Source organism: Rhabdaerophilum calidifontis (genome assembly GCF_008641065.1).
Classification (GTDB): domain Bacteria; phylum Pseudomonadota; class Alphaproteobacteria; order Rhizobiales; family Beijerinckiaceae; genus Rhabdaerophilum; species Rhabdaerophilum calidifontis.
In genome coordinates this window covers 43,845-61,342 of sequence record NZ_VTRS01000010.1, presented here as the reverse complement: position 1 = coordinate 61,342, position 17,498 = coordinate 43,845, and the positions used below count along the sequence as shown (strand labels likewise).

The 17,498-nt window shown below is 69.1% G+C and carries 15 protein-coding genes and 2 tRNA genes; 13 read left to right on the top strand and 4 right to left on the bottom strand.

Annotation, left to right across the window (positions count from 1 at the left end):
- Positions 1 to 117: 117 nt before the first annotated feature.
- Positions 118 to 882 carry a 4'-phosphopantetheinyl transferase family protein gene (locus tag FWJ24_RS13710; RefSeq protein ID WP_246155690.1) on the top strand — a complete coding sequence of 255 codons (765 nt, stop codon included), beginning with the start codon at positions 118 to 120 and terminating at the stop codon, positions 880 to 882.
- 3 nt (positions 883 to 885) lie between these two features.
- On the top strand, positions 886 to 1,644 hold the full coding sequence (locus FWJ24_RS13705; protein WP_150288394.1) for a TerC family protein: 759 nt from the start codon (positions 886 to 888) through the stop codon (positions 1,642 to 1,644).
- Positions 1,645 to 1,829: 185 nt separating this feature from the next.
- Here FWJ24_RS13705 and FWJ24_RS13700 read toward each other — a convergent pair.
- Together FWJ24_RS13700 and FWJ24_RS13695 are read right to left on the bottom strand one after the other, a co-directional pair.
- Positions 1,830 to 1,906: transfer RNA gene (locus tag FWJ24_RS13700), tRNA-His, on the bottom strand.
- A 175-nt stretch (positions 1,907 to 2,081) separates the two neighbouring features.
- A complete protein-coding gene (locus tag FWJ24_RS13695; protein ID WP_166443730.1) occupies positions 2,082 to 2,636 on the bottom strand; it encodes a phasin family protein in 555 nt (184 codons plus the stop codon).
- A gap of 214 nt (positions 2,637 to 2,850) precedes the next feature.
- On the opposite strand from FWJ24_RS13695, the gene FWJ24_RS13690 reads away from it, so the two are divergent.
- The 8 genes from FWJ24_RS13690 to FWJ24_RS13655 all read left to right on the top strand — a co-directional run bounded on the left by FWJ24_RS13690 (position 2,851) and on the right by FWJ24_RS13655 (position 10,020).
- Positions 2,851 to 2,925: transfer RNA gene (locus FWJ24_RS13690), tRNA-Thr, on the top strand.
- A 283-nt stretch (positions 2,926 to 3,208) separates the two neighbouring features.
- Positions 3,209 to 4,039 (top strand): DeoR/GlpR family DNA-binding transcription regulator, encoded by an 831-nt coding sequence (locus tag FWJ24_RS13685; protein WP_150288417.1) that lies wholly within the window; start codon positions 3,209 to 3,211, stop codon positions 4,037 to 4,039.
- A gap of 89 nt (positions 4,040 to 4,128) precedes the next feature.
- On the top strand, positions 4,129 to 5,640 hold the full coding sequence (gene glpD, locus FWJ24_RS13680; protein WP_206110858.1) for a glycerol-3-phosphate dehydrogenase: 1,512 nt from the start codon (positions 4,129 to 4,131) through the stop codon (positions 5,638 to 5,640).
- Between the two features lie 123 nt (positions 5,641 to 5,763).
- Positions 5,764 to 6,567, top strand: a complete 804-nt coding sequence (phnC, locus tag FWJ24_RS13675) for a phosphonate ABC transporter ATP-binding protein (RefSeq protein WP_150288391.1) — start codon at positions 5,764 to 5,766, stop codon at positions 6,565 to 6,567.
- Positions 6,568 to 6,625: 58 nt separating this feature from the next.
- Positions 6,626 to 7,534 (top strand): phosphonate ABC transporter substrate-binding protein, encoded by a 909-nt coding sequence (gene phnD / locus FWJ24_RS13670; RefSeq protein WP_150288390.1) that lies wholly within the window; start codon positions 6,626 to 6,628, stop codon positions 7,532 to 7,534.
- A gap of 103 nt (positions 7,535 to 7,637) precedes the next feature.
- Positions 7,638 to 8,522, top strand: coding sequence for a phosphonate ABC transporter, permease protein PhnE (gene phnE, locus FWJ24_RS13665; protein ID WP_150288389.1), 885 nt, complete (start codon positions 7,638 to 7,640; stop codon positions 8,520 to 8,522).
- Complete coding sequence (gene phnE / locus FWJ24_RS13660; protein ID WP_150288388.1) at positions 8,519 to 9,373, top strand: phosphonate ABC transporter, permease protein PhnE; 855 nt, start codon at positions 8,519 to 8,521, stop codon at positions 9,371 to 9,373. The genes phnE (FWJ24_RS13665) and phnE (FWJ24_RS13660) overlap by 4 nt, the downstream gene beginning before the upstream one ends.
- Positions 9,370 to 10,020 (top strand): DapH/DapD/GlmU-related protein, encoded by a 651-nt coding sequence (locus FWJ24_RS13655; RefSeq protein WP_281291994.1) that lies wholly within the window; start codon positions 9,370 to 9,372, stop codon positions 10,018 to 10,020. The genes phnE (FWJ24_RS13660) and FWJ24_RS13655 overlap by 4 nt, the downstream gene beginning before the upstream one ends.
- 9 nt (positions 10,021 to 10,029) lie before the next feature.
- Here FWJ24_RS13655 and FWJ24_RS13650 read toward each other — a convergent pair whose 3' ends face one another.
- Positions 10,030 to 11,208 (bottom strand): GNAT family N-acetyltransferase, encoded by a 1,179-nt coding sequence (locus FWJ24_RS13650; protein WP_166443729.1) that lies wholly within the window; start codon positions 11,206 to 11,208, stop codon positions 10,030 to 10,032.
- Between the two features lie 307 nt (positions 11,209 to 11,515).
- Here FWJ24_RS13650 and FWJ24_RS13645 point away from each other — a divergent pair, with 307 nt between their 5' ends.
- The 3 genes from FWJ24_RS13645 to FWJ24_RS13635 are packed head-to-tail and all read left to right on the top strand — an operon-like array spanning position 11,516 to position 16,283.
- Positions 11,516 to 13,534: a GumC family protein gene (locus FWJ24_RS13645; RefSeq protein ID WP_166443728.1), complete on the top strand. Its 2,019-nt coding sequence runs from the start codon at positions 11,516 to 11,518 to the stop codon at positions 13,532 to 13,534.
- The gene (locus tag FWJ24_RS13640) at positions 13,531 to 14,832 is read left to right on the top strand and encodes a VpsF family polysaccharide biosynthesis protein (RefSeq protein ID WP_150288384.1); all 1,302 of its coding nucleotides are present in this window, start codon (positions 13,531 to 13,533) and stop codon (positions 14,830 to 14,832) included. The genes FWJ24_RS13645 and FWJ24_RS13640 overlap by 4 nt, the downstream gene beginning before the upstream one ends.
- A complete protein-coding gene (locus FWJ24_RS13635) occupies positions 14,826 to 16,283 on the top strand; it encodes a lipopolysaccharide biosynthesis protein (protein WP_150288383.1) in 1,458 nt (485 codons plus the stop codon). The genes FWJ24_RS13640 and FWJ24_RS13635 overlap by 7 nt, the downstream gene beginning before the upstream one ends.
- On the opposite strand, the gene FWJ24_RS13630 is transcribed toward FWJ24_RS13635, so the two are convergent.
- Positions 16,280 to 17,380: an endo-1,4-beta-xylanase gene (locus FWJ24_RS13630; RefSeq protein WP_166443727.1), complete on the bottom strand. Its 1,101-nt coding sequence runs from the start codon at positions 17,378 to 17,380 to the stop codon at positions 16,280 to 16,282. The two genes, FWJ24_RS13635 and FWJ24_RS13630, sit on opposite strands and share 4 nt — an antisense overlap.
- Positions 17,381 to 17,498: the final 118 nt, after the last annotated feature.

The window sequence follows — 17,498 nt, the reverse complement described above, 5'->3', positions numbered from 1 at the left end:
GCAGGCTCCCGGATGCGCCCCATGGTGCCGCCGGGAGAATTCCGCATGAATGGTTGGATTTACCGTTGACTCTGCCATGATCCGTGCCGCTGCCGCAAGGCGGAAGGAGCGGCGCGGATGCGGGAGAACCAGGACGAGGGCGCGGATTGGCTTCTGCCGCTCGCCGCCGGCGATACGCCCGAGATGCGGCGGCCGGCGGTCGCGGAACAAATCGCGGCGCAGGGATTCGCAGCGCTGCTGGCCGCCGCTGCCCCGGAATCCGGGCTGCCCCCCGCCACGGCGGAGGAGCGCGCGGAGGCCGGGGGCCATGCCGATCCCGACGGGTTCCTGCACCGCCGGCGGCTCGCCCGCGCGCTGCTCGCGCCACTCCTTGGCCGCCCGGCCGCCGCGATCCGGATCCTGCGCGATCAGGCCGGCGCACCCCGCATCGCGGCGCCTGCGGGCGGGCTGTTCATCTCCTTCTCGGCCCGCGCCGGGATCAACGCGCTCGCACTCGCCCGCCGGCCGGTGGGGATCGATATCGAATTGCTGCGCCCGGCCACCGCGATCCCCTGGAACATGCTCCGCGCGGACGAGCAAACCGCGCTGCGCGCCCTGCCCGAACCGGCCCGCAGCGCGGCATTCCTGCGGCTTTGGACCGCGAAGGAGGCGGTGGCAAAGGCACTCGGCACCGGCCTCGCGCTGGCGCCGGAAGCGATCCGCATCGCGGACGCCGGCGCCGCCCTGCGCCGCGACGCGGCCGGCAACTGGGAGCGCCTGCCGATCCGCCGCCACAACGCGCACAGCCTTTGTCGCGTGGCGCCTCTGACGATAGCCGTCGCACTCTTGTCATCTCCGGCAAGCTCGTTCATGAGGGGCGGAAAATCGCAGGAGCGCGCCTGACCGATGGAATCGCTGACCCCCTATATCGTGCCGCTGATCCAGATCGTCTGGATCGACCTGCTGCTCTCCGGCGACAACGCCGTCGTCATCGCGCTGGCCTGCCGCTCCCTTCCGGACAATCAGCGCAAGCTCGGCATGGCGCTCGGAGCCGGCGCGGCGATCGGCCTCCGGATCATCTTCGCGATCTTCATCACCTATCTGCTCGGCGTACCGTTCCTGAAGGTCGTGGGCGGGTTGCTGCTGCTGTGGATCGGCGTCAAGCTCGCGCTCGGCGAGGAGGAAGGCGGGCCGGACATCGAATCGAGCGACAATCTCTGGCGCGCGGTCCGCACCATCGCCATCGCCGATGCGGTGATGAGCCTCGACAATGTCGTGGCGATCGCGGCGGCGGCGGGCGGCAATATCTGGCTGTTCATCTTCGGCCTGCTGCTCTCGATCCCGCTCATCATCTTCGGCTCGCAATTGCTGTCGAACGTCATGGACCGCTTCCCCATCATCATCTGGGCGGGCGCGGCGCTGCTCGGCTGGATCGCGGCCGAGATGATCGTCAGCGACCCCTATGTGATGGGCCAGCTCGCCGCCTTCGATCCGGGCTGGATCAAGACCGCCACCGAATCGGACGGGCATGGCGGCACGGTGACCATCACCAAGCCGATCGCGGCGATCTTCTACGGCGCGGCGGCGATCGGCGCGGCCTTCGTCATCGCCCTGGGCTGGGTCCTGAAGCGGCGCAAGCACACGGTCGAGATCACCCGCGCCTGAACCGGCCCCCTGCGGGACCCCGAACCGCCGGGCATCGCCCTGACCGCGAAGACCTGCGAAACGCCATGCCGGCTCCGCGGCGGGGCGGGATCGGCAATCCTGCGTCGCCAGCGGCCTTGATTGCGGATCCGCAAGAGCAATCGATCCGGGGAATGGCCGGCCAGGGAAATGGTCGAATTGGGAAATGGTACAGTCGGGTGGATTCGAACCACCGGCCTTCGGTGCCACAAACCGACGCTCTAACCAACTGAGCTACGACTGCACGTCCGGTTTGCCTAGCTTCAATCGCCGCCGATTTCAAGGCGGCAAATCCGGAAAGATGGCGTGACCGGCGCCGGCGCGAATGCCCGCCGCCGGGTACAATCGAAAGGGCGCGGAAGAGGCTCCGCGCCCTTGATTATTCTCGGCCGGGACCCTGCCCGCGGCGGTCCGGCGCGTCAGCGGCCGAGCGGCTGGACGATCGATTGCCGGACCGGCTCGGCGACATCGGTTGCGACCTGCTTCGCCATCTCGGCGAGCTGACGCGTATGCGCCTGAACCAGCTCGACCTGCGCGCGGGCGAAATCCTGCTGGAGCTTCACCGCATCGCCGAGCGTCTTGACGCCGAACAGCGCCTGCAGATGCGCGAAGCTCGCATCGGCCTGCTGGCGGAACAGTTCGAGCACCTTCATGTTGAAGGCGCGCGAGCCGGCATGGGCGGCCGCGACGCTCTCCTCGAGCCGGTCGGTCGCCTGCTCGGCCGAGCCCTTCAGCGTGGCATATTGGGCGCGCAGCCGCTCGATGCCCTTCTCGGCATTGGCGCGAACCTGCTCCTGCACCGCGTTGAGCGGCTTCAGCAGATCGGCCATCGGCACCTGCGGGAAGGTGGCCACCTTCGGCGCGGCCGTCTCGGCCGGGGCAGGGGCCGCGGCCTGGACGGGCGTCGAAACCTCGGCAGGCTTGGCAGTCTCGGCCGGCTTGGCGGCACTCTTCTTGACGGGAACGGTGGTCATGTCCGGCATCTCCATCTTGGCTTGCAGCGCGCGACGCGCGAACCTGCGAGGATGGTCCCGCCCGCGCGCCGCGTGGCGGACCCTCGCATCTGTCAGAACGCGGTCTCCATACTCCCGTTTGTGCTGCACCGCAACAAATTTGTGCGATGCACAATAGCCTCCCGGCCGGAACGCTTGACCCGGCGCGATCGAATATGGCAGGAGCGGCAGATCAGCTGCCGTAGCTCAGTGGTAGAGCACTCCCTTGGTAAGGGAGAGGTCGAGAGTTCAATCCTCTCCGGCAGCACCAGATCCGGCCACGGCGGCCCACAAGCCCGGCCAGACAAGGCCAGACCGGCCAAGGCGCGTCTGGCATTCCAGGCGTGGATCTCCTTCGCCCCCCCTCCGAGATTTCCGCCCCGCTTGCATCCTCACATTATTTCGTTCACGCTCGCGAAGCGCCCGGAACGAAAGAGAAGTGAAACCCGGCTCCGCGGGGTCCCGGAATCCGGCGCGAGGAAGCTCCGAAGATGGCGCGCACTCCCCTCCGCCCCTCGCCCGTCCGCCCCTCCCCCGAAGGCCAGGCCGGTCCCATGGCCGGTGCCGCGCCCGGCCCTGCCGCGCCGCCCGGCGGCCGTCTTCAGGAGATTCTCGATCTCGCGCGCGGCGCGGGCCGCGTCATGGTGGAAGACCTTGCCGCGCGGTTCGAGGTTTCGCCGCAGACCATCCGCAAGGATCTCAACGAACTCTGCGCGCGGCGGCTGCTGACGCGCGTCCATGGCGGCGCCATCGCCGGCTCCGGCGTGTCGAACCTCGCCTATGCGGCGCGCCGGCTGGTGGCGCAGGCCGAGAAGGAGGCGATCGGCCGCGCCGCGGCGGCACGCATCCCCAACGGCGCCTCGCTGTTCATCACCATCGGGACCACGACGGAGGAAGTCGCCAAGGCCCTGATCCAGCACGAGGATCTGCTGGTGATCACCAACAATCTCAACGTCGCGACCCTTCTCTATCCGCATCCGCGCATCGAGGTGATCGTCGCGGGCGGGCCGGTGCGTCGCGCCGACGGCGCCGTGACCGGCGAAGCCGCCGTGAGCTTCATCCGGCAGTTCAAGGTCGATTACGCGGTGATCGGCGTTTCGGCGATCGATCCCGACGGCGCGCTGCTGGATTTCGATTACCGCGAGGTGCGGGTCGCGCGCGCCATCCTTGAAAACGCGCGGCAGGCGATTCTGGTCGCGGACCGGACGAAGTTCGCCCGCCAGGCGCCGGTGCGGATCGGCCATCTCGCCGAGATCGACCTGTTCGTCACCGATCTGCTGCCCGAAGCGGGCATCGCCGAGATCTGTCGCCAGAGCGGGGTCGATGTCATCGAGACCGCCCCGCGCGCATCCGAACCGGAGACGCGCGACAATGGGCGCGATTGATTTCGTTTCAAGTTTCGGATATCCGAAAACGAAAGCATTTGCCGCGTGATTATTTTGAATTCGCCGGAGGATCCGTGAAGCCATCTCCCCTGGAACCAAGCTATAACCTCGCCATCATCGGCGGCGGCATCAACGGATGCGGCATCGCCCGCGACGCCGCGGGCCGCGGGCTCAAGGTCTATCTCTGCGAGCAGAACGACCTTGCGAGCGGCACCTCGTCCTGGTCGACCAAGCTCATCCATGGCGGGCTGCGCTATCTCGAACATTACGAATTCCGGCTCGTCCGCGAGGCGCTGATCGAGCGCGAAATCCTGTGGAACCTCGCCCCGCACATCATCTGGCCGCTGCGCTTCGTGCTGCCGCATCACCGCGGGTTGCGGCCGGCCTGGCTGCTGCGGCTCGGGCTGTTCCTCTATGATCATCTCGGCGGCCGGCGCCTGCTGCCGCCGACACGGGTGCTCGATCTGCGCCGCGACGCGGCCGGCGCGCCGTTGAAGCCGGGCTTCGCCACCGCCTTCGAATATTCCGATTGCTGGGTGCAGGATGCGCGGCTCGTGGTGCTCAACGCCATGGATGCCCGCGCGCGGGGCGCGACGATCGAGACGCGGACGCGGCTGGCTTCGGCCGCGCGCGGCGCCGACGGCTGGGCGCTGGGCGTCGAGGACGCGGCCGGCGCCCGGACGATTCGCGCGCGCGCGCTGGTCAACGCCGCCGGGCCCTGGGTGGCCGATGTGCTGAAGAACCGCATCCGCGCCGCGCAGGAGCCCCGCGTGCGCTTGGTGCAGGGCTCGCATATCGTCGTGCGGCGGATTTTTCCGCATGACAGGAGCTACATCTTCCAGAACGCCGATGGCCGCATCGTCTTCGCCATCCCCTACGAGGACGATTTCACGCTGATCGGCACCACGGATCGCGATTATGCTGGCGACCCCGGCGCGGTGCGGGCCTCGGAGGAGGAGATCGCCTATCTCTGCGCGGCGGCGAGCGAATATTTCGCCGCACCGGTGCGGCGGGAGGATGTGGTCTGGACCTATTCCGGCGTCCGGCCGCTCTATGACGACGGCGCCGGCAAGGCGCAGGAGGCGACGCGCGATTATGTGCTGAAGCTCGACGCGGCCGGCGGCGCGCCGCTGCTCTCGGTGTTCGGCGGCAAGATCACCACCTATCGACGGCTCGCGGAAGCGGCTCTCGCCGCGCTCGCCCCGCATCTTCCGATGCCGGGGCTGGCGGCGGGCTGGACCGCCGGCGCCAAGCTGCCCGGCGGCGAATTTCCCGTCACCGGGCTCGCGGATTTCACGCTGGACCTCGCCGCCCGCCACCCCGCGCTGCCGGAGGGGCTGATCCGCCGGCTCGCGCGGAGCTACGGCACCCGCGCCGGGGCGATCCTCGAAGGCGCGCGCCATCTCGACGATCTCGGCCGCCGCTTCGGCCCCGACCTGACCGAGCGCGAGATCCGCTACCTGGTGGCCGAGGAATGGGCGGCAAGTGCCGAGGATGTGCTCTGGCGGCGCTCCAAGCTCGGCCTTCGGACCAGCGCGGCGGAGACCGAGGCGCTGGAAACCTTCATGCGCGGCCTCGCCGGCACCGCCCCGGCGGGCTGAAGCGGCAGGCCCCTTTCCCGCGCGCCCCGAGTTCCCACGCACCCCGAGGCGCCTCGGGACTGTCATCCAACTGTTGTATCAGGCCGATATGTCGATCCCCCGAATGATGTTCGGGGGTTTCTCGTGCTGACAATCAAGGATCTCTCGCGGCGCTTCGGCAACAAGATCGCCGTGGATTCCGTCTCGCTCGAGATCGGGCGCGGCAGCTTCGTGGGCGTGATCGGCCGCTCCGGCGCCGGCAAATCGACCCTGCTTCGGATGATCAACCGCCTCCAGGAGCCCTCTTCGGGGCGCATCCTGTGGGACGGGCGCGACGTCACCGCGCTGCGCGGCGCCGATCTGCGCGCTTGGCGCTCCTCCTGCGCGATGGTGTTCCAGCAGTTCAACATCGTCGGCCGCCTCGACGTGCTGACGAATGTGCTGATGGGCCGGCTGAACCATACCTCGCAGATCAAGTCCTTCCTCAAGATCTGGTCGCCCGACGACCGCGCCATCGCGATGTCGGCGCTCGAACAGTTCGACATCGCCAATCTCGCCGCCCAGCGCGCCGAGACGCTTTCGGGCGGCCAGCAGCAGCGCGTCGCCATTGCCCGCGCGCTGGTGCAGGAGCCGGATATCGTGCTCGCCGACGAGCCGATCGCCTCGCTCGACCCGCGCAACACCAAGCTCGTGATGGATGCGCTGCTGCGGCTCAACAAGCAGTTCGGCATCACCGTGATCTGCAATCTGCACGATCTCGACATCGCCAAGGAATATTGTGACCGCCTCATCGGCATGGCGCAGGGGCGCGTGGTGTTCGACGCCACGCCGGAAGCGCTCGACGAAGCCGCGGCCCGCGAGCTCTACGGCCTCGAGGCCCACGAGGCGATGACCATGATCCCGGCGCCCGGCACCGCGATCGCGGCGGCCCTGCCGGCCGTCGCCTGAACGGCGGGCCACCCCCGTTCGCAGAGTTCACACGCCAGCCTCAACAGGAAGGACCACCATGTCGATCACCCGCCGCTTCATGCTCGGCACCGCGCTTGCGGCGCTCGCCACCCCGGCCCTCGCCCAGGATTGGAAGGCGAAATATCCGGAACTCGTCTATGCCGTCGTCCCGGCGGAGAACGCCTCGGGCGTCGCCGGTCGCTACGACCTGTTCATCGAGCAGCTCTCGAAGGATCTCGGCGTGAAGGTCACGCTGCGCATCGCCAATGATTACGCGGCGGTGATCGAGGGCCATCGCGCCGGCGTGATCCATATCGGCGAGCACGGCCCCTCCTCCTATATCCGCGCCTACACGGTCACGAATGGCGGCGTCGAACCGTTCTTCACGCCGGCGGATGCGAACGGCAATGGCGGCTATTATTCGGTCGCCTATGTCCGCGCCGGCGATCCCTACAAGACGATCAAGGATCTCCAGGGCAAGAATCTCGGCCTCGTCGATCCGAATTCGACCTCGGGCTACAATGTTCCGCTCTTCGCGCTGAACAAGGAAGGCATCGATCCGGCCAAGTTCTTCGCCAAGACGCTGACCACCGGCAGCCACGAGAACGCGATCCTCGCGCTCAAGCAGGGCACCGTGGACGTCGCCTTCAACTGGTGGAACGCCGACAACGATTCGAACCTCAGCCGCATGGTCGGCAAGGGAATGGTCAAGGCGGATGAGTTCCGCATGATCATGAAATCGGACAAGATCGCCGGCTATCCCTTCGTGTATCTGAAGTCGCTTCCGGAAGATCTCAAGGCCGCGATCCGCAAGTCGATCAGCGAGATGCCGAAGACCAACAAGGCCGCCTATGACAAGCTGTTCGACGGCAAGTCGACCGGCATGCTGCCGGTCAAGCACGACGATTACCTGCCGGCGCTCGAACTCCAGAAATTCGTCGACAATCTCCGCAAGAAGGGCTCGTAAGCCGCTTCGCCCTAGGGCGGTGCCGGGAGCCTCGCGCTTCCGGCACCGCGCCGCCTGCGCGTGGCCCCTCCCGCGCCGCCCTTCGTGATGTCCGCGAGTTTCCATGGCCCACGCCGTCATCCGCCTGCCCGAGAACCAGATCGCGCCGCATCTCGCGCATTACGCGGCCGAGAGCGCGGCCAAGCGGCGCGCGAGCATGCTCGGCCTCGTGGTCCTTGTCGCCTGCGTGCTGCTCGCGGGTGTAGCCGCAGAGGTCGACCTGCGGAAATTCATCGAGAATGCCTATCGCTTTCCCGATTATCTCGGCCGCATCTTCGTGCTCGACAGCGGCCGCCTCGTCTTTGCCGATCCCGGCGAATGGTTCTGGGGTATCCGGAAATGGCTCGTCCATATCGCGGATACGGTGCTGATCGCCTATCTCGGCACGCTGCTCGGCGCGATCGGCGCCTTCTTCCTCTGCTTCGCGGCCTCGGCCAATCTCGGGCGTTCCAAGACGCAGCGGTTCGTCGCGCGGCGCATCCTCGAATTCTGCCGCACGGTACCGGAACTGGTCTTCGCGCTGATTTTCGTGGTCGCCTTCGGGCTCGGGCCGGTGCCGGGCGTGCTGGCGATCATGATCCACACCTTCGGCGCGCTCGGGAAGCTCTTCGCCGAGGTGGTGGAGAATATCGACATGAAACCGGTGGATGGCGCGGTGGCCGCCGGCGCCTCGCGCTGGCAGGCGATCCGCTACGCGGTGGTGCCGCAGGTTCTGTCGAACTTCGCGTCCTACGCGCTGCTGCGCTTCGAGATCAACGTGCGCGGCGCGGCGGTGATGGGCTTCGTCGGCGCGGGCGGCATCGGCCAGGAACTGATCGAGGCTGTGCGCAAATTCTACTATTCCGATGTCTCGGCGATCCTCCTGCTCGTGATCGCGACCGTCATCCTCATCGATATCGGCACCGAGCGCATCCGCCACCGTCTGATCGCGCGGGAGCATGCCCGATGAAAAAGCCGCATCTCTTCCCCGATCGTGCGGCGGTGGCGGAGCGCCATGCGGCGCTGGTCCGCCCCGGGATCGGCAGCCGCCTCGCGACGCTGGCCGTTGTCGGCGGTATGGCGGCGCTGGCTCTTTTCGCCTTCGGCCGGCTGGAATTCTCGCTGGCACGGCTCGGGACCGGGCTCGCCCAGCTCGGCACCTTCCTGGGGCTGATGGTGCCGCCCTCGCCCGGCGGACAGGCGCCACTCTTCCTCAAGGCGCTGGCCGAGACGGTGGCGATCGCCTTTCTCGGCACGCTGCTTGCGGCGATTCTTGCCTTTCCGCTCGGCTTTCTCGCCGCACGCGGCACGATCGGCACCTGGCTCACCCGGCAATTGACGCGGCGCTTCTCGGACACGGTGCGCGGGGTGGACACGCTGATCTGGGCGCTCATCTGGATCAATGTCGTCGGGCTCGGGCCTTTCGCCGGCGTGCTCGCGATCATGACCAGCGATATCGGCTCCTTCACCAAGCTCTTTTCCGAGGCGATCGAGGCGGCGGATCCGAAACCGCGCGAGGGCGTGCTCTCCTGCGGCGCCACCAATCTCGGCGGATTGCGCTTCGGGCTGCTGCCGGAAGTGCTGCCGGTCTTCCTGAGCCAGGTGCTCTATTACTTCGAATCGAACACCCGCTCGGCGACCATCATCGGCATTGTCGGCGCCGGCGGCATCGGGCTGCATCTCGCGGAGATGATCCGCACCTATGAATGGGACCGGGTCTCCTTCATCATCATCATGGTTCTGGTCACGGTGGCCGCGATCGATTTCCTGTCGACCAAGCTGCGCCTCGGCCTGACGGGCAGCCGCAGGGTCACGGCGTGACGGCGGCGCCCGCGCCGGCACCCCGCAAGGGGCTTTCCGAGACGCCGCTGGTCCACCCGACCGCGCGCGTCACGCAATCAATCCTCGGACGCTATACCGAGATCGACGAGGGCTGCGTCGTCAGCGAATGCGAGATCGGCGATTATTCCTATCTGATCCGCCAGACCGAGGCCTGGGCCGCGAAGATCGGCAAGTTCGTCAACATCGCCTCGCATGTCCGGATCAACGCCACCAACCACCCGACCTGGCGCGCGACCCTCCACCATTTCACCTATCGCGCCCAGGATTACTGGCCGGATGCCGAGATTGAGGGGGATTTCTTCGCTTGGCGGCGCGCCAACGGCATCACCATCGGCCATGATGTCTGGATCGGGCACGGCGCGACGATCCTGCCGGGGGTGACGATCGGCAACGGCGCGGTGATCGGGGCAGGCGCCGTGGTCTCGAAGGATGTGGCGCCCTACATGATTGTCGGCGGCGTGCCGGCGCGGCCGATCCGCGAACGCTTCCCGCCGGAGATCGGCCAGCGCATGGATGCGCTCGCCTGGTGGGACTGGAGCCATGCCGCGCTGCGGGCGGCGCTCGACGATTTCCGCGCGCTCCCGGTCGCGGATTTTCTCGCCAAATACGAGGCCCTGAAGGGCTAGGCGCGGGTTTCACGCCGGATGCGCCGGCAAGGCGCTCCGTCCGGTCAGGCGGCGGATGAACCCACTCTTGGCGATGCGGTCGCGCAGATGCCAGAGCGCGGCAGCTGGCAGGCCCTTCGCGGAAAGCGGCAGCACGAGATCATGCAGCGGCGCGATAACGGCGCCGAACCGGCGCTTGTACTCGTAATCGCCCATCGCGAAATCGAAGGTGGTGACGCCCAGTGCCAGCGCCTCGCGGATCGCCTGATCGGTGACGATGGTGCCGAGCGAATAGCGTGTCCACTCCCCGAAGGCGTTGGTGAGACGCAGATAGACGAGCTGGTCGCCGGCACGAACCGCGTAATTCAGCGCGAGGGTCTCGCCCGGAATACCGAGCCGGCACATCAGGGTCTCGCCGCTTTCGATGCCGGTTTCCACCAGCCGGCGGTAGAACGCCGCGATCCGCGGCTGGTCGAGATGGTAATCCCGTCCCATCTCCCGGACGCGCGCCGCCTGCATGCGGTCGAGATCGGCGAGCGCCGCGCAGGCGGCGGGAATGTCGCGCAGCACCGCGATCTCCGCGCCCTCGACGCGCTCGAAGCGGCGACGGAACTTGCCGAGATTCTCGCGATGCGACTTGCCCAGCGCCGCGAGATAGGCGGGATACTCCGCCGGCAGCGCAAGCCGCCAACCCGAGAGCCGGTGCCGCCGGGCGGCGGGATGCGCATGGAGCGGGTTCGCCATGCCGGCGACGACCGGGGGCATGCGGTTGAGGCGGAGCAGATCGGCCGGCGGCAGGGCGCGGCTGAGCAGCCGCCACAGGGCCGCCGGGCCGGGGAGATCGGCGAGCCGATCGCGCCGGAGCAGCGGCGCGGCGTAATCCGTCACGCCGAGATCCGGCACCTCGATCACGGCGAGGCCACGGTCCCGTCGACGGACCAGCGGCAAGGCGAGGAGGGTGGTCCCATCCGGGTCGGCGAGCGTCAGCAGGAAGGGCTCGATCTCCGGCGCGCCGAACACATCAAGCCAGGCGGCGAGCCAATGCCGGCTCTGGAAGGGCGAGCCTTCAAGCCCGGCGACGAGCGGCGCGAACGCGGCCGCATCGCGGAACCAGACGATACCCGGCACGAGGCCATGCGCATTCGCCGCCGCGGCCTGCCGTGGCGGCGAATGCGGCAGATCGAGGGTGATGCCGGCCTCGTGCGCCATGCTGCCTCCGGGGTTGCGGGTCTCGCCCCATCCCTGCGCCAGAGATTTCAATTTTCTCGCAACGAAACCGCCGAAACCCGCCGGGCGCCGGGTTATGGTGAACGCTTCGTAAAGGATCATCTGTCAGGGTCGTCGCGAGTGCCCCGGCCGCATCCGGCAGCGGGGCGCGTCTTTGTCGGCGGTCATGAAAGCGAGCACAGGGACAGGTCTGACATCGGCGGGACGCCCGGCGCTCCGGCGCGCGGGCGCGGCGCGCGCTGCCGCGTCCGGACCCGCCGCGCCGCAGGCGGACGCGCCGGGCGAGCCTATGATCGGCATCGCGGAATTCGGCGCGATCCTCGCGCGGCGCTGGCGGGTGATCGCCGGCTCGACCGCGCTGACCACCGGGCTCGCGCTGGCCTATGCCTTTCTTGCCACACCGCAATATGTCGCCTCGACCGCGATCTTCGTCGATCCGCGCAACCGCGCGAGCTTCCAGATCGAGGGGACCGGCACCGGCGCCGGATACGATCCCAATCTCGTGGACAGCCAGACGCTGGTGATCGAATCCGATGCGGTGCTGCGCCGGGTGATCGAGACCGAAAAACTCGCCGAAGACCCGGAATTCGGGCGCGGCCCCGCCGAGCCCATGGCCAATGCGCTGCGCAACCTCAAGCAAGCCCTGAAGGTCAAGCGGCCGGAGCGGACCTATGTCGTCGAGATCCAGATCCGCTCGCGCGAAGCGCAGAAAGCGGCCCGCATCGCCAATGCCGTCGCGCGCGCCTATCTGTCCGACGGGCGCGATTCGAAATCCGAGACCGCCACGCGCGAGGCGGGCTGGCTCGACACGCATCTCGCCAATCTCCAGGGGCGGCTGCGCGAGGCCGAGGGCCGGGTCGAGGCCTACAAGGCCGAGAACCGCATCATCGGCGCGGAAGGCCGGCTGGTCGGCGAGCAGCAGCTCAGCGAACTCAACCGGGGTCTCGTGGAGGCGCAGCGCCGGATGGCGGAAGCCAAGGCCGGGCTCGACCAGGTCGAGGCACTGAAGAAGAGCGGCCGGCCGCCCGATGCCATGCCCGAAGCGCTGCGCTCGGCGACGATCGACCGGCTGCGCGGCCAGATCGCGGAGATCCTGCGGCTCGAGGCCAATGCGCGCTCGACGCTCGGCCCGCGCCACCCGGCCGCGATCGAGATCCGCGAACAACTCGCCGAGACTCGGCGCCTGCTCAACGAGGAACTGAACCGCATTGCCGAAGGCGCGCGCACGGCCTATCAGGTCGCCCGCGCCCATGTCGCCGGCCTCGAACGCCAGCTCGACCAGCTCAAGGCCGAGACGACCACCACCAATGCCAAGCTGCTGCGGCTGCGCGAACTCGAACGCGCGGTCGATGCACAGAAGGCGGTCTACGAGAAATTCCTGCGCGACAAGGAGCAGATCGCGCGGCTCACGGTGGATACGCCGGCGGGGCGGGTGATCGAGCCGGCAGCGACGCCGCAGGCGCGGAGCTTCCCCAACCGCCCGCTGATCCTGGCGCTCGGCTTCGCGGCCGGGCTTTTCGCCGGCATCGGCCTGGCGCTGGCGCTGGAAACGCTGGCGCAGGGCGGCATCCGGCTTCCGGCGCGGCCCCTCGGCAGCGGTCTCGGCCGCGGACGCCACCGCACCGAAACCGCGAACCCGTCAACCGAGCCGCTCGCGATCCTGCCGGCGATTCTACCCGCCGGGCGGGGGCGCTGGCTCGGCCGCGAAGGGCACGGCCAGGGTGCCGGAATCGCGCTCGATCTGGTCGATCGCAACCCGGATTCCCCCTATTCCCGCGCGATGATCCGGCTGGCGGAGCGGATCGCGCCGGGGCTCGACCCCCGACGGTCAACGACCCTGATGGTCTCCGGTGCCGGCGGCGCGGGCAGCAACCCGGCGCTCGCCGCCAATCTCGCCCGCGCCCTCGCCCGGCGCGGCCTCGATGTCCTGCTCGTCGACGGAACGGGCGGGGCATCGGGTCTGGCGGCGATGCTGGCAGGGCGCGGCGAGGCGATTACGGTCGAGATCGGCGCTGCCCGCCGGCGCGCCTGGCGCCTCGCCCATGCGGGATCCGGCGCATTGCTGATCCTCGATCCCGCCGCTGCCCCGCCGCGCGGCGGCGGGCCCGGCCTCCGCGTCGGCGTGATCCTGATCGACGGACCGCCGCTCGGCTCGGCGGATCTCGGGCGGATCGACATCGCGCGGCGCATCGACGGCGTCATCGCGCTGCTGCCGGCGGGCGCCGATCCCCGCGCCCCGGCGCTCGCCGCAGCCCTCCGGGCAGGGTACCAGGACCGATTGCTCGGCACGGTCGGGCAGGCGGCATGAGCGCCCCCGCCGCCACACCCCGGCTCGACGCGGCCATCCACGCGCTGACGCTCACGATGGCGCTCGCGATGTTGACGATCTCGCCGATGGCGCTCGGCGCGCTCGGCTGGAACTACGACGCGCCGGGCGGATCTGGACCGACACGCTTCCACCCCGCCACCTATCTCGCGGCGACGATCCTGCTGCTTGGCGCCCTGCGCGACGGCAACCCGCTGACCAGCCTCGGCGCCGCCTTCTTCGGCGATGCGCGGCTCGCGCTGTTCCTGCTCGCCTGGGCGCTCCTGCTCCTGCACGGGACGATGAACCAGGGCCTGCCGGCGGCAGCGCCGATCGACACGTTCCTGCTGCCGCTGATCATCCTCGTCATCCATGGCCGCGCCGCGCCGGCAACCCGGCACCGCCTCGCCTGGCTCATCCATGGCGGCCTCGCGCTCAACGCGCTCGTCGGCCTCGGCGAATTCGCAACCGGGCTGCGGCTCACCCCCTATGTGGCCGGCGGCGTGGCGATCACCGGCGACTGGCGCTCGACCGCGCTTCTCGGCCATCCGCTCGGCAACGCGCTGATCACCGGCTGCTACACCGCGACGCTGCTGGTCGGCGGCGGCCGCGAACTCGCGGGCCCGGCACGCGGCGCGGCGATCGCGCTGCAAACGGCGGCGATGATCGCCTTCGGCGGCCGCGCCTCGCTCGTCCTGCTGGTGCTGTTCCTGCTGGCGGCACTTGGCCGGCAGATGTTCCGGGCGCTTGCCGGCGCGCGGACGCGGCTCTCGACGCTCACCGTGCTGGCTTTCGTGGTGCCGGCCGGGCTCGGTTTGGTCGGTCTGCTCGCGGAGGCCGGATTTTTCGAGAAGTTCCTGCTGCGCTTCACCGAGGACAAGGGCTCGGCCAATGCGCGCGTGCTGATGTTCGAATTGTTCGACGGCTTCACTTGGCCGGAATTGCTGTTCGGGCCGCCGCAGGCGCATCTCGGCTATCTCGTGAACCTCTACCGGCTGGAATACGGCATCGAGAGCTTCTGGGTCGCCTTCAGCCTCTATTACGGGCTGCTGCCGGCGCTGGTGTTCTTCGCCGGGCTGCTGTTCTTCCTCGCGGCGCTCGCGGCGCGGTGCCGGCCGGCGGCGCTCGTGATCCTCGGCTATTTCTTCGTGGTCAATTCCAGCTTCCTCGGCATTGCCGGCAAGACGATCGGCTTCGCGACCCTGATCCTGATGCTGCTGACCCTTCTCCCCGCCGTGCCGGATATCGCAAGGTCTGCGCCCATCCGCTCCTTCCCCGTCCGGCGGCCGCTGCCATGCTGATCCGCCAGACGCTCGCCTATCTGCCGGCGCAGCTCCTCGGCCCGCTCGCGCAATTCGCCGCGGCGATCGCGCTGACGCATGTCCTCGGTGCGGCGGATTACGGGCTGACCATGCTGGTCTTCGCGAGCCAGGAGCTGGTCTTCCTGCTCTGCCTGTCATGGTGGACCATCTACATGATGCGCTATGCCGGGGCGCACCGAGACGCGGCGGCGCAGGCCCGCTTCCGCATGACCGAAGCCGGGGTGCTGCTGGCGACGGGCGGGCTCCAGATCCTCGCGACCCTCCTCGTCGTTCTCGCCACCGAACCCGGCGTCTCACCGCTCTTCCATCTCGGCGCGGTGCTGTTCACGCTGACCCGGAGCCTCGTGAACCTGCTCTCCGAGCGCGCGCGCAAGGCCGAGGCGATCGGCGCCTATTCGGCGCTCCAGATCGTCGCGCCGCTCGGCGGGCTGGCGCTGAGCCTCCCCGCCCTCGTGCTTGTCGGCCCGCATCCGGAATGGGTGCTGATCCTGTTCGCGCTCACGCAGGGCGCAGTGGCGGCGCTGACAGCGCGGCGGCTCGGCCTCGCGCTCCGGCCGGCCGGCATCGACCGCGCGGTGCTCGCCGCGGCGCTCCGCTTCGGCCTGCCGGTGGTGGTGGCAAGCAGCTTCGGCTGGATCGCCGCCAACGGCATCCGCTTCGTCGTGGAGGCCGCTGAGGGGCCGGTCGCGCTCGGCCTGCTCTCGGTTGGCTGGGGGCTCGCGACGCGGCTCGCCGCGGTCGCGGCGATGGTGGTGACGGCGGCGGCCTATCCGCTCGCCGTGCGGGCGATGGAGGCCGGCGATATCGCCGGCGCGAAGCGGCAATTGTCGGACAATTCGCTGCTGCTTTTCATCCTGATCGCACCGGCGACGCTCGGGGTGATCGCGATCAACGAACCGCTCGTGCGGCTGCTGATCGCGGCCGAATACCACGCGGCGACGATCATGATCCTGCCCTGGGCGCTGGTCGGCGCGGCGATCCGCAACGTGCGGATGCATGGCTGGGACCAGCTCTATCTGCTGATGGAGGCGCCGCGGCCGATGCTGGCGCTCGAGATGATCGAGGCGGCGCTCACCATGGTCGCGGCCGTTCTCGGCGTGCTGCTGGGCGGCCTCGCGGGCGCGGTGATCGGGACGACGCTCGCCGCGGCGATCATCGCGCTTGGCGACGCCGTCTACCTGACGCGGTGTTACGGCTTCGCGATCCCGCTCGGGCGCTGCGCGCGCGTGCTGCTCGCGGCGGCGGCGATGGCCGGCGCGCTCGCGCTCCTTCCCCGGTTCGGGCTGCCGGTCGCGCCGCGCTGGGACAGCGTGATCGCGGCGATCCTCCTCGGCATGCTCGCCTATGCGCCGGTGCTTGCGGCGCTGTTCCCGCGCGAGACGCGGGACCTCGTGCGCGCGTTCCGGGCGCGGCAGCGTGGCGACGCCTAGCGGGCCGGCGCGGCCCGAAACGCCTCGGCCATCGCGGAGCGCAGCGGCTTGGCGGCCATCCGGTCGTCGAAGGGGAGCGGGCGGGCCGCAAAATCGCGCTGCCGGCGCCGGGCGACCTGCGGCTCGCGATACCAGGTGTATTTGTCCGACAGATGCCAGGTGATGATTGCCCGCACCGCCCGGTTGGCGAGAACCGGGCCGAGGAAACGCGCCCCCCATTCCGCCACCAGCGCATCGCGCTTCGCGCTCTCGCGCGGGAAGCTCTCGTCGTCGATGTCGAATTCGCTGAGATAGATCGGCAGCCCGCGCGCGGCGATCTCGTCAAGGAAGCGCAGGAAGGCATCGATCTCGAAGGGCAGGCCCGGCTTGAGATGCGCCTGGAGGCCGATCGCGTCGAGCTTCACGCCGCGGTCGAGCAGCCGGTCGATCAGCGGCAGCATCCGCGCGCGGACCGCAATCCCGAGCCGGTCGTTCTGCTCGCAGAAGGCTTCATTGAGCACGAGCGTCGCGCTCCGGTCGATCGTCGCCACGCGGCGGAACGCGCGCTCGATATAGCCCTCGCCCATCGCATCGAACCATGGCCCGCGGCGAAAGCCGCCCGGCGCGCCGTGATCGGGCCAGAACGGCTCGTTGACCACGTCCCAGCTCTCCATCGCTCCGGCATAGCGACCAGCGACGGTCTCGAGATGGTCGTCGAAGATCCGCTCGATCTCGGCGGAGGATTTGCCGGCGAGCCAGGGCGGCGGCGCGTAGTTCCAGATCAGCGTGTGGCCCCGGAAGGCCATGCCGTGCTCCCGCGCGAAGGCGAGCAGCGCGTCGGCCTCGGCGAAGTCATAGACATCCGCGCGCGGACGCAGGAAATCGAACTTCATCGCCTTGTCGGTGACCATCAGCCGCGATTCCCGCGCATGGAGCGCGGCGTAATCGGGATCGCGGATCACCTCCCAGGACGAGGAGGCGCCGAAGACCAGGCCCCGGCTCGCCGCAGCGGCCCAGAGCGGCAGGGGCTGCGCCCGCGCCGGCATCGCCGACAGCGCGCCGAGCCCGGCGAGAACCTGGCGGCGATCCGGCCCGGACCCTTTCCGCGGAACATGCATGGTGCCCTTCCCCGCCGCGATGCCGAGAATGCGACGGATCCGATCAGCAGAATAGAAAGGCAGAACGCTAAAAACCCCTGAACCCGGTGCCATCGGACGCGCTTCCGCAACCCCGGCA